We start from the raw sequence: 12,412 nt of genomic DNA on the forward strand, positions 1-12,412 counted from the left end.
AAGCCTTTAAAATCTATAAATTGAAAGTTATACAGACTTATATATCACTTGTTTTGTTGGTTCTTGTGTTTACTTCTTGTACACAAGTAAAGAACGAGCCATTGGACTTTTCGATTTCTTATATAGATGATTTTGATGAAGTTTATCACATTCAATCTATATCAAGTGAAAAGATGCTTCCTTTGTTGAGTCCAAACATTGGCTCTAAAAATGGCACGTACTGGTTTAAAATTACCTTGTTAAACAAATCTCCTATCAAACATATTGTATTTGATTTGCCTGAAAGTAATATTGATGAAGTTACAGTTTATCAGGAAAATGAAGTTTTAGCCTACGAAAATATTGATAATACACATTATTCTTTAAAAGTTAAAAATCAGGCAAACAGTAATGTTTACTATTTTAAAGTTTTGTTTCGCAAGGCTGCTTACTTCCCACTAAGCATTAAAGTTTTTAATCAACATCAGTTAAACGAAAAACACGCTTTTTTTATCAATGGCTTATATTACGGATTTGCTACCGTAGTACTTATTCTTAACTTGTTTTTTTACCTGTCGTTAAAGGACAAAACCTTTGTTTTTTATTGTTTGTTTTTAGCTGCCATTACATTGGGTATTTTATCCTACGATGGATTGTTACAAACCTTACTTCCAACCTATTTGGCAACTTATGCCCCTACAGTTACTCATTTTTTAATTGTTACGTTGGGCTATTTATTTGGATATAAATTTTTAAACGTCCCCTATTATTTACCCAATTATGGTAAATACGGAACCTTTTTATTACTAATAGCTGTTGTGAGTTATCTGTTATTCACACTTTCCAAACAATACTTTTTTGTTGCTATTGCAGATACTATTTCTTTTTTTGTGCTTTTGTATAACTGGATTTTAGGAATCATCATTTTTAAAAAACACGAATTCGCTAAATTCTTTGTCATCGGTTATTGTTTTATCCTTTTCTCAGCAGCTTTGTACATTATTCCTGTTGATTGGGGGTTGCCCATCTACACTACTTCTTTAAACAATATTAAGGTGGGCTCTTTGTTAGAAATGCTTATTTTAACCTATGCGATTACTTACCGAGTTAATATTTTACAAAAAGAAAACGAACAATTTAGAGAGGAAATACAAGAATTTCTTGATAAAATTAAAACCCTAGAGAAAAATCACAGTTCCGAACAACAACAAACCAATTTAAACAATCTAATTACTGAACACAATTTATCTGAAAGAGAGGCTGAAGTTTTACTTTTTATTTTTAAGGGCTATACCAATCAAAGAATTGCAGATGAGCTGTTTATTTCTTTAAACACCGTAAAATATCATATCAGAAACATCTATCAAAAACTAAACATTAAAAACAAAAACGAAGCGATAGACCTATATCTTACTACAAAGTAAACTCATCTATCTTTGCTTCACTTTTTTATTTCTTTTGAAGCTTTGCTGTAATGTTACTGTACAAAACACTACTAAGAAAACATGGAAATGATTTTATTTTTTATTTCAGGATTGATTCTTGCTTTTTTAGGGGCGTTGCCATTGGGTACAGTAAATTTGGCCGTAATTAACAATAGCATTCTCAACAAAAAAAAAGCCATTACTAGAATTTCTATCGCTGCCGGATTTTCTGAGGTTGCCATCGCTTTGTTGGCTTATTTGTACGGCAAAATGATCTTAAAAACCATCACTAACAACGTTGTGCTGCAATATGCTATGGTGGTTATACTTTTTGGATTGGCTATTTATTTTTTTGTAAAAAGAGATCAAACACCTAAAAGCAATAGGATTAAAATCTCAGACTTTGCCAAAGGTTTGCTTCTAGGAATTGCCAACCCTTCTGTTTGGGTATATTGGGTTATCGCCATTTCGTTGTTAGAAACAAAAGTTTTAACCCAGTACGGATATCATTTTTCCACTGTTCATTTAATCAACTTTTTTATGGCCATTTATTTAGGTAAGATATTTGCACTTCTCCTGTATGGAAAAATTGGAAAGAAAATAAATCGCACCAAATCATCTTATAAAAACACCATTATCGGTAGCTTACTAACCATAACTGCTACTGCTCAATTAATCACACAATTATTATGAAAAAAACAATTTTAATACTTTTAACATTTTTTAGCTTACACAGTTTTTCGCAAACGGAAAACTGGAATAAATTGTTGATGCACTATGTGGATATTGATGGTTCCGTTGATTATTTTTCTTTTTCCAAAGAAGAAAAAGAGTTAAACAACTACTTGAGTTATCTGAACAACACCAGCCCTAAAAAAACATGGACGGCCAACAAAACCAAAGCCTTTTGGATTAACGCTTATAATGCCTATACCATCAAATTAATTTTAAAGTACTATCCTGTAAAATCTATTTTAGACATTCAAGAAGAGGGGAAAACTGCCTGGGAAATTCCTTTTGCTAAAGTGGGAGGCAATATTTATACTTTGAACCAAATTGAGCATGAAATTTTGAGAAAACAATATAACGACCCTCGTATTCACTCAGCAGTTAACTGTGCTTCTATGTCTTGCCCCGCACTTATCAACAGAGCTTATACGGAAGATAACATAGAAGAATTGCTAAATAAAGGGATGAAGAGCTTTGTGAACGACCCTGTGAGAAATATGTTAAGTACAGATGAGGTTTATTTATCACAAATATTCAATTGGTTTAAAGGAGATTTTACACAACAAACGGATTTGATTACATTTATCAACCAATACAGTAAAATACATATCAACCCCAATGCCGTAGTCAAATACAAAGAATACGATTGGAACCTAAATAAACATTAATATGCAAAAGACCTATTACGATCCTAAAGATTTGAAAGATTTTGGAAAAATTAACGAATGGGATGAAGAATTAGGAGAAAAATTTTTTGAATACTACGGAAAAGTTTTTGAGGAGGGGGCTTTAACCGCTAGAGAAAAGTCTTTAATTGCTTTGGCCGTGTCTCACACTGTGCAATGTGCCTATTGCATAGATGCTTACACTACAGATGGACTTAAAAGAGGTTTGGAAAGAGAGGAGATGATGGAAGCCGTACACGTAGCAGCTGCGATCAAATCTGGAGCTACTTTGGTACACGGTGTACAAATGATGAAGAAATACGATAAACTATCCATGTAATTTAAATAGTATCTGGCAAGCAGTAGCGAGTACTAAGACTTACTACAACCATGCCTGATATTTGATACCTAGAAAAATGAAATCACTCGCAAAACGAAAAGATAGTTTAGCAGACCCTAAAAATCAAATTGCATTGTTTAATAGTGGTGTTTTTGCCAATGGCGAACTACCTACGTTTAAGCAAAAAACTTCAGAAACCAATCAGTTTCCTCTAAAACCCAACAAACTTGAAATTTTTCAGGTAAATGTGGGATATATGTGTAACCAAGTTTGTGCACATTGCCATGTAGATGCCGGTCCGGATCGTAAAGAAATTATGACCACCGAAACCATGCAATTGTGCTTAGATAAGTTAAAAGAGTCTGGTGCGACCACTTTGGATTTAACTGGAGGAGCTCCAGAAATGAATCCCAATTTTAGATGGTTTGTAGAAGAAGCTAGCAAAATTGGAGTGCAAGATTTTATTGTACGCTCCAACTTAACCATTTTAAGAGCCAACAAAAAGTACTACGATTTGCCAGATTTTTTTAAAAAACATAATGTTCACGTAGTATCTTCTTTACCTTTTTACAAAAGAGGAAAGACAGACAAACAACGTGGAGACGGTGTTTTTGATGCTTCTATAGAAGCTTTAAAAGAATTAAACAAAGTGGGTTATGGTGTAGCAGGAAGTGGCTTAAAATTAGATTTGGTTTTCAATCCTTCGGGAGCTTTTCTTCCAGGAAATCAGGCTGAACTAGAGTTGGAGTTTAAAACCGCGTTAAAAGAAGATTTTGATATTACTTTTAACAATTTGTTTGCCATTACCAACTTGCCTGTCAGTAGGTTTTTAGAATTCTTAGTCGCTTCTGAAAATTATGAAGATTACATGGACGAATTGGTTGATGCCTACAATCCAACAGCTGTAGAAAGTGTGATGTGCAAAAACACTATTTCCGTGGACTGGAATGGATACTTGTATGATTGTGATTTTAATCAGCAATTAGACTTAAAAGTTGCAACGAAAGGAAAACATTTATCCGATTTTAATATTGAAGATTTAAATAAAAGAAATATTATTGTATCTCAACACTGTTATGGCTGTACTGCCGGTGCAGGTAGTAGTTGTCAAGGTACAGTAGCGTAAAGCATGAACAGTAAAGTAGCCATATTAATATTTGCCCAGAATGGTACTCAAGAATTGAAACAAATTCCTGAAGCTGCTTTGTTGTTTAATACTTTAAACAAGGAGATTATCAGCAAGGTACAAGCAACACGTTGCGACTACTTTGTGTGTAACGAAAATAATCAAGTTGGAAATAGCTTTGGCGAGAGGCTTACTCATGCTGTACAGCAGATATTCAATGCTGGGTACTTACATGTGATTGCTGTAGGTAATGATACTCCTCAATTGACCACCAACGCTTTAAAAGTTGCCGTAAGTAATTGTGCTAAAGGACTCTCAACCTTTGGTCCTTCTAACGATGGTGGTTTTTATCTAATGACTTTTAAGCGTATATCATTTCAGCCTGAAAAGTTAAATACGCTCCCATGGCAAACTTCTACGCTTATCAAAAAAGTTTTGCAACAGTTATCTGAAACGGATTACGTATTGTTAAAACATTTGAACGATATTGATTGTTACGACGATCTTATTTACCTTAACAAATATCAATATCAAAATATTAGCACTTCTTTAAAAGAAGTGTTATCCTCTGTGTTGCCTAAATCAAAAATCATATATGATTTAGTAGAAAGCATCTACTGGAATTTATCTTCAAGTAACATTTTTAACAAAGGCTCTCCTTTAGTTAGCATCTCAGCAAACTAAAAAGCATATTATTTAGTTCTAGATATAGATTTTATCTAGGACTTAGGTATCTTTTTTAAACCGTAAAAAACTTACTTTTACTATTTAAAAAACAACACTTCATGAGTAGTCAACTCTTAATTATATTTACGCGCAGACCAGAATTAGGAAAAGTAAAAACTCGCTTGGCAGCAGAAACATCAGACCAAACTGCCTTAAATGTTTACAACCAATTATTAGAATACACGCACAGCATCACCAAAGATATTGAGGTAGATAAATGGGTTTTTTATACCGATGAAATTGAGTTCAACGATTTGTGGGACGAGGGAGAATATATGAAAATGATTCAAGCTCAAGGAGATTTGGGAACAAAAATGCAAGAAGCGGTATTTAAAGGTTTCGGTGCTGGTTATTTAGAAATTGTAGTGATTGGTAGCGATGTAGATACCTTAACCTCGGAAATTATTCAAGAGGCTTTTGACCAAGTTAAAGAACAAAACGTAATTGGTCCTGCAGAAGATGGAGGCTATTACCTATTGGGATTGAACGAACCAAGAACAGATGTATTTAGTAATAAAGAATGGGGAACGGATACTGTTTTACGTGATACGTTAATCAACTTTGAAAATGAAGAAATTTATTTGTTAGAAGAGTTGAATGATATCGACTACCTAGAAGATATTACGGAAGAGTCTTTCTTATTTCCTTTAATAGAAACCTATAAACAAAAAATAAAACGATGAAAATTTTAAAAATCAATTCAAGTGCAAACATGCAAACATCTGTAAGTAGAAAATACGTTGATGTAATTGCTAGTAAAATAAAGGATAAACACACTGATGCTAAAATTATAGATAGAGATGTTGTAAACAGCAACTTACCTCATTTAAATGGAGCTATGTTGGATTCTTTTTTTGCGGATGGAGAAAGAACGCAGGCTCAAAAAGATGCTGTAGCAGTATCTGATGCTCTAGTTCAAGAATTACAAGAGGCAGATGTATTAGTGATTGGTGCTCCTGTTTACAACTTTTCTATTCCTGCAACTCTTAAAACATATATAGATTTAATTGTAAGAGCTGGAATAACTTTTAAGTACACAGAAAACGGACCCGTAGGTTTATTGGAAAACAAAAAAACCTTTATTGTGGTTCCTAGTGGTGGTGTAGCTGTGGGTAGTGAAGCAGATTTTAACACTCCATATTTAAAACAAATTTTGGCATTTTTAGGAATTACTGATATTACCATCGTTCCATTTGACCAATTGATGATGGGGGCTGAAGATAAAATTAAAAGCGCAGAAGCTCAAATTGAAAACTTGGACTTTTAATAGTTTGAATTGATATTCTATGACTTTACAAGACATCAAAGAGAGCGTTAACTTTCTCAAAACAAAAAATATACCCACGCCCCAAATAGCCATTATATTGGGAACAGGTTTGGGTAAAATGATTGAACATATTACAATTACCCACGAGATAGACTACACTGATATTCCACATTTTGTGTCGGCTACGCTAGAGTCTCATGCAGGAAAGCTAATTTTCGGAACTCTTGCTGGTAAAGAGGTAGTGGTAATGAACGGTCGTTTTCATTTGTACGAAGGTTATAATTTTAACGAAATCACCTATGGTGTTAGAGTTGTAAAAGCTTTAGGAGTTGAACAACTCTTGGTCTCTAATGCAGCAGGTGCCGTTAACTTAAATTTTAACAAAGGGGAGTTAATGTTGATAGAAGATCATATTAACTTGCAAGGAGGTTCGCCACTAGCTTTTAAGAATGCCAAAGAGTTCGGAAATATCTTTGTAGATATGTCCGCTCCCTACGATGTTGACTTAAATTCTGCATTGGAAAAAATTGCGCTAGACAATAGCATTAACTTACATAAAGGAGTTTACGCTTCAGTAGTCGGACCTCAATTAGAAACCAAAGCAGAATATAAATATTTAAAAATAATTGGTGCTGATGCCGTGGGGATGAGTACCGTGCCAGAGGTCATAGTTGCCAATCAAATTAATTTGCCATGCGTTGCCGTATCTGTATTAACGGATGAGTGTGACCCAGAACATTTGAAACCCATCAATATTCCCGAAATTTTTGAAATGGCCGCTAAGGCAGAACCACAGTTGGTCACATTATTTAAGGAATTGATTAAAAAATTATAAAATGAGTTATTTAGAAACAACCAAAGACGTATATAAAGAAGCTGCAATCACTCCAGATGTGGGTTTGTGCTGTACAACCAATCCTATTTGGGAATTACCAGGATTAACCATTCCTAAAATTATGCAAGAAATGAACTATGGGTGCGGATCTACAGTTCATGCAAGAGATCTTACTCGTAGTCCTAAAATTTTGTACGTAGGTGTTGGTGGTGGAATGGAATTACTACAATTCTCTTATTTTTCTCGACAAAAAGGTGGAGTTGTAGGAGTTGACGTTGTAGATGAAATGCTGGAGGCCTCTGCTAAAAACTTTATAGAAGCTGAAGAGAAAAATGACTGGTTTAAAAAAGAATTCGTAGATCTTAAAAAAGGAGATGCGTTAAACTTACCTGTTGAAGATAACTCTATAGATGTTGCTGCTCAAAACTGTTTGTTCAATATTTTTAAAGCGGAAGACTTAAAAAAAGCTATTGAAGAAATGTATCGTGTATTAAAACCGCATGGTCGTTTGGTAATGAGTGATCCTACTTGTGAACAACCTATGAATGATGAATTACGCAACGATGAACGTTTGCGTGCTTTGTGTTTGAGCGGTAGCTTGCCAATTGCAGAATATGTAAAAGCATTAACAGATGCTGGTTTTGGTACCATAGAAATTAGAGCTAGAAAACCTTATAGAATTTTGGATACTAAGAACTATCCTACAGATGAGTTAATCTATATTGAATCTATTGAAGTAGCTGCTATTAAAGATCCGATGCCAGAAGATGGTCCTTGTATTTTTACAGGTAAAGCGGCCATTTATTATGGAGATGATGACTTTTTTGACGATGGTAAAGGACACACATTGCTAAAAAATCAACCTTTGGCTATTTGCGATAAAACCGCACAGGCTCTAAAAAACTTGGGAAGAGATGATATTTATTTTTCTGAATCTACCTATCACTATGACGGTGGAGGTTGCTGTTAATTAACACTCATAAATATCCAAACAGGGCTTTGAACCATTTTCAAAGCCCTGTTTTTTTTTTGTAAAAAATATTATCATAAGATAGTTGTAGCAATCCATACTTGGTAGCATTTTCAAATTCTCATCTTAAAAAAATTCTAATTTGCTGCTCAATAAATTACATTTTTGAAAATCAAATTAAATAATAACTAACAAAAAGGTACTTATTTAGAATTTGTCGTAAATAAGATAATCACATATAAAAAATACTGTAAATCACATGCTATACATAATTTTAATACAAACAATAAAATTATATAATCATGAAAACAACATTTTTTAAAGCTTCGTTACTAACGCTTAGCCTCTTCACAACGGTTAGTTGTGATGATAACGATGATCCAATTTCCAATGATGACAATCCAGTTACTGTAGGTGCTTTTGTTAGTACTAACAGCAATTATTCATCCCTTAACGCTGCTCTTATTGCTACAGGTCTAAAGGATATCACATTGGATCAAAGCCAAACAATAACTGTTTTTGCACCTGATAACGATTCTTTCGCCACGTTTTTGTCTGATAAAGGTTTTGAGAATGGATTGAGTGACGTAGATACTGAAGAAGAATTAGCTTTGGTAAAAAACATCTTGTTAAACCATGTTATTCTGGGAACGGAAGCAAAAGCAAATACAATATTAGATTCTGCACCTGCTTACATAAAGAACGCTGCAGTAGGACCCAAAAATGTTGCCGATAAAGACACCAATCTTTCATTATTTTATGCGGTAGAAGATGAAAAAGTAATGGTCAACGGGGATATTACAGTAACCACCCCTGATGCCTTCGATGCTAGCAATGGAATTGTTCACGCGGTAGATAAAGTTATCGATTTACCAAAAATATCTACGTTTGCTACTGCAGATGCTAGAATTTCTATCTTAAAAGATAAGTTAATCGAAGTCAGTTTGGTTACAACAGTAGATGATCAAGATCCTGCAACAGTATTTGCCCCGTTAAACGCAGGTTTTGAAGCTTTAGAATCTGTTCCTACTGGAGATGCGCTTGCCAACGTATTAAAATATCATGTAATTAGTGGAGCAAACGCAGTGGCTAGCGATTTACCTGGCTTAGGAAGTACCACTCCTGCTACCTTACAAGGACAAACTGTGGGAATAATTTCTAGTACCTCTATCAAAGGAAACGCAAATACTGAAAGTACTAGTTTTGTAATTAATGACATCCAAGCCATTAATGGAGTGATACATGTCATAGACGACGTGTTGCTACCAAGTAATAGAAAACAAGTTATCGAGGCTGAAAAAAAGTAAGACAACTTAGAGTACATATTAAAGAGCATCATAACAAAAATATGATGCTCTTTTTCGTATGTAAATTTTAAGTTCTTTAATAAAGGTTAGCTTTGAGTTACGGCCTTTGTGAATATTGAATGCATATTAAAAGTACTGTCCAATTCCAAATACAATTCCTTGTTGTTTTTCATTAACAATTCCAAAACCATAATCTAACCTTAAAACAGCGTTGTATATTTTTTTATGGATAAAGCGTAAACCTGCTCCAGGGTGTATTCTCAAATTTTTAGTGGTAAGAATATCCGACAACTTCCCTCTGGGTTGTCTCCAACTACCAGCATCTATAAAAACGTTAGACTGAATGGCCAACCAACCTTTTTCATACAGCGTATGTCTGTACTCAGTATTCACTACTACAGCTGCTGTACCTCTATCAATTACGTTCCCTACTCCTCTAATATTTAGATTATTATCTAAAGAAAATGGTGCAAAAGGAGTACTGACTTCACTTGCCAATCCTAATCTCGTTCTAGTCGCAAAATTTCCTTTTGTGCGAATTTTGTTGTAATACAAAAAATCGTTAATCAGTACAAAATAATTAGGCTGAGTATCTCCGAAAGGAAAAACCAACTGACCGTTAAAATCACTTTTGAATCCCTCTAGATATTGTTCTGAAAATGTAAGTTTGTTATACTCAAAACCCATTCTCATCATTAAATTATCTATATTCACATTATCAGGTAGCGTATTGTCTAATAGCTGATTATCGTAAATTTTGTAATCTTCTTTAAAAAAGCTCAATCCAAGCTTAGCTTTGTGAAAAGGAGTTATTTTTTTAATTCCATAGACTTCTACTGATGAGTTTGTGTACTCGTAATCAATTTGTCTTTCCTCCAAAAAAATGGGTTCTAAACTTTTTAAAGATTGTACTGCTAAACCCAAACCCGTAGTCTCATTAAAAAGTGTAGGGTCTTTGTAGTTGAAAGAAAATGAATGAAATCCATTGTTTCGATAAAAAAAGCCGATCTCTTTATTCTTACCTAAAAAATTAAATTCTTTAACACCCAACTGATAAGAAAACTGCTCATTACTAGCTGTCCATATGCTAATAGCAGGAATAATAGTATTAGTTTCGTAAAATATATAAGTTACCTCGTAATTTCCGTCTTTGTCTTCTTTTAATTTATATTCTGCCTTGTTGCACACAGCCAATCTGCTCAGTAATTTAGTGTCTAAATCTAGTACCAAACTATCCAAAACTTGACCTGTCTTAGCCGTAATAATATTATTTAAAACACTTTCTTTTGTTTTGTTGTTTCCTTTATATTGTATGCTTTTTATTACCTGTGCATTTGCTTCACTTACAAAGAACAACAAACAAAGCAAACTAAATTTTATAGGCGAAACATAACTCATAATATCAAATCAATTAATATGAATGCTATAGGTAGAAATACAAATAGAGTTCTTACAGTTGCTCTAAAGTTTATTTTTGTACAGTCATCAGATCTATTCAATAAGAAAATACTATTCACTAATGTAACCTTCATTATCAAGTTGATAATATAGTTACACTCCACAATGAATAATACTCTAGTCAAAATATCTAGGAAAGGTTATTTTAATTAAATATAAATAGAATAAAAAAATTAAGTATTCAAAATTCTATTCGACCTAAAGAATGTAAATTGAATAAATATCTAACTTTCAAAACACATGAAAAACGTAATTATTATAGGTAATGGAATTGCTGGCGTTACAGCAGCGAGACATATCCGAAAAAAATCAGACCATAAGATTACAATCATCTCCGGAGAAACTGATTACTTTTTTTCTAGAACCGCATTAATGTATGTTTTTATGGGGCATATGAAGTTTGAGCATACCCAACCTTATGAAAATTGGTTTTGGAAAAAAAACAGTATTGATTTGGTCAAAGCTTTTGTGACAAACGTAGATACGCATAACAAAAAAGTAATTTTAGACAATCAAACAACATTAGATTATGATGATCTGATTATTGCAACAGGATCTAAACCTAATAAATTTGGCTGGTCAGGACAAGATTTAAAAGGAGTAACAGGTATGTATTCTAAACAAGATTTAGATGCTATTACTGAATATTCTAAAGATTGCAAAAGAGCAGTGATTGTTGGTGGTGGATTAATTGGAATTGAAATGGCAGAAATGTTAGCTTCCAAAGACATACCCGTAACTTTTTTGGTAAGAGAAAATAGCTTTTGGAATGGTGTGTTACCTGAAGGTGAATCTGATATGATTAATAGACATATTAGAGAACATCACATAGACTTAAAATTAGAAACCAACTTATCAGAAATACTTGCAGATGAAAACGGAAGAGCTAAAGCTGTAGTAACTGATAAAGGAGAAACCATAGCGTGTAACTTAGTAGGATTAACGGCTGGGGTAAGTCCAAATATTGATTTTTTGAAAGACTCCGACATAGAATTAGATAGAGGTGTTTTGGTCAATAGAACTTTAGAAACTTCTGTTCCTAATATTTATGCAATTGGAGATTGTGCTCAGCAGCACAAAGGTATTGGAGAGCGCAGACCTATAGAAGCAGTTTGGTACACGGGTAGAATGATGGGAGAAACTGTAGCAAGAACAATTTGTGGAAAGCCCTCGGAATACACTCCTGGACATTGGTTTAATTCTGCTAAATTTTTAGACATAGAATACCAAACCTATGGGTGGATATGGGCTCAGCCTAGAGAAAATGAAAATCGCTTTTACTGGGAACACAAAGATGGTAAAATCTGTGTCCATTTTAATTACGACAAAACGACTAGAAAATTTATTGGTTTAAACACTTTTGGAATTAGATTAAGACATAATATGTTTGATAAGTGGTTAAGAGAAGAACGCACTGTTGATTATATCTTAGAGCATTTGAAGGACGCTAATTTTGATCCCGAATTCTATAATCAATACGAAGGAGAAATCCTTCAAAAGTTTAATGCTGAGAATGGAACAGACTTAGTTCCTAAAAAGAAAAGCTGGAAAAGAATTTTACAAAATAGCATCAACCTATAAACCTA

13 protein-coding genes are annotated in these 12,412 nt (G+C 33.5%); 12 read left to right on the forward strand and 1 reads right to left on the reverse strand.

The features are described 5' to 3' along the window. Nucleotides 1-20 precede the first annotated feature (20 nt). The 11 genes from ACXGQW_RS03270 to ACXGQW_RS03320 all read left to right on the forward strand — a co-directional run bounded on the left by ACXGQW_RS03270 (nt 21) and on the right by ACXGQW_RS03320 (nt 9,368). Entirely contained in the window at nt 21-1,403 is a 1,383-nt protein-coding gene (locus ACXGQW_RS03270) for a 7TM diverse intracellular signaling domain-containing protein (RefSeq protein ID WP_457823669.1), read from the forward strand. A gap of 81 nt (nt 1,404-1,484) precedes the next feature. Further along, nucleotides 1,485-2,096 (forward strand): LysE family transporter, encoded by a 612-nt coding sequence (locus ACXGQW_RS03275; protein WP_457823670.1) that lies wholly within the window; start codon nt 1,485-1,487, stop codon nt 2,094-2,096. Continuing rightward, the gene (locus ACXGQW_RS03280) at nt 2,093-2,800 is read left to right on the forward strand and encodes a DUF547 domain-containing protein (RefSeq protein ID WP_457823671.1); all 708 of its coding nucleotides are present in this window, start codon (nt 2,093-2,095) and stop codon (nt 2,798-2,800) included. The genes ACXGQW_RS03275 and ACXGQW_RS03280 overlap by 4 nt, the downstream gene beginning before the upstream one ends. Nucleotide 2,801: 1 nt before the next feature. Continuing rightward, nucleotides 2,802-3,137, forward strand: a complete 336-nt coding sequence (locus tag ACXGQW_RS03285) for an arsenosugar biosynthesis-associated peroxidase-like protein (RefSeq protein WP_457823672.1) — start codon at nt 2,802-2,804, stop codon at nt 3,135-3,137. A gap of 76 nt (nt 3,138-3,213) precedes the next feature. Further along, entirely contained in the window at nt 3,214-4,263 is a 1,050-nt protein-coding gene (gene arsS, locus ACXGQW_RS03290) for an arsenosugar biosynthesis radical SAM (seleno)protein ArsS (RefSeq protein WP_457823673.1), read from the forward strand. Nucleotides 4,264-4,266: 3 nt separating this feature from the next. Then, nucleotides 4,267-4,947, forward strand: a complete 681-nt coding sequence (locus ACXGQW_RS03295; RefSeq protein WP_457823674.1) for a DUF2064 domain-containing protein — start codon at nt 4,267-4,269, stop codon at nt 4,945-4,947. A 101-nt stretch (nt 4,948-5,048) separates the two neighbouring features. Next, the gene (locus ACXGQW_RS03300) at nt 5,049-5,672 is read left to right on the forward strand and encodes a TIGR04282 family arsenosugar biosynthesis glycosyltransferase (RefSeq protein ID WP_457823675.1); all 624 of its coding nucleotides are present in this window, start codon (nt 5,049-5,051) and stop codon (nt 5,670-5,672) included. After that, entirely contained in the window at nt 5,669-6,256 is a 588-nt protein-coding gene (locus ACXGQW_RS03305) for an FMN-dependent NADH-azoreductase (protein WP_457823676.1), read from the forward strand. The genes ACXGQW_RS03300 and ACXGQW_RS03305 overlap by 4 nt, the downstream gene beginning before the upstream one ends. Nucleotides 6,257-6,275: 19 nt before the next feature. Then, nucleotides 6,276-7,091 carry a purine-nucleoside phosphorylase gene (locus ACXGQW_RS03310; RefSeq protein ID WP_457823677.1) on the forward strand — a complete coding sequence of 272 codons (816 nt, stop codon included), beginning with the start codon at nt 6,276-6,278 and terminating at the stop codon, nt 7,089-7,091. A gap of 1 nt (nt 7,092) precedes the next feature. Further along, complete coding sequence (gene arsM / locus ACXGQW_RS03315) at nt 7,093-8,061, forward strand: arsenosugar biosynthesis arsenite methyltransferase ArsM (protein ID WP_457823678.1); 969 nt, start codon at nt 7,093-7,095, stop codon at nt 8,059-8,061. 302 nt (nt 8,062-8,363) lie between these two features. After that, complete coding sequence (locus ACXGQW_RS03320; protein WP_457823679.1) at nt 8,364-9,368, forward strand: fasciclin domain-containing protein; 1,005 nt, start codon at nt 8,364-8,366, stop codon at nt 9,366-9,368. A 126-nt stretch (nt 9,369-9,494) separates the two neighbouring features. Here ACXGQW_RS03320 and ACXGQW_RS03325 read toward each other — a convergent pair whose 3' ends face one another. Continuing rightward, on the reverse strand, nt 9,495-10,766 hold the full coding sequence (locus ACXGQW_RS03325) for a POTRA domain-containing protein (protein ID WP_457823680.1): 1,272 nt from the start codon (nt 10,764-10,766) through the stop codon (nt 9,495-9,497). A gap of 300 nt (nt 10,767-11,066) precedes the next feature. Between ACXGQW_RS03325 and ACXGQW_RS03330 the strand changes: the two genes are divergently transcribed. Beyond that, on the forward strand, nt 11,067-12,407 hold the full coding sequence (locus ACXGQW_RS03330) for an NAD(P)/FAD-dependent oxidoreductase (RefSeq protein WP_457823681.1): 1,341 nt from the start codon (nt 11,067-11,069) through the stop codon (nt 12,405-12,407). The last annotated feature ends 5 nt before the right edge of the window (nt 12,408-12,412 follow it).

The organism is Wenyingzhuangia sp. IMCC45533 (genome assembly GCF_054111225.1).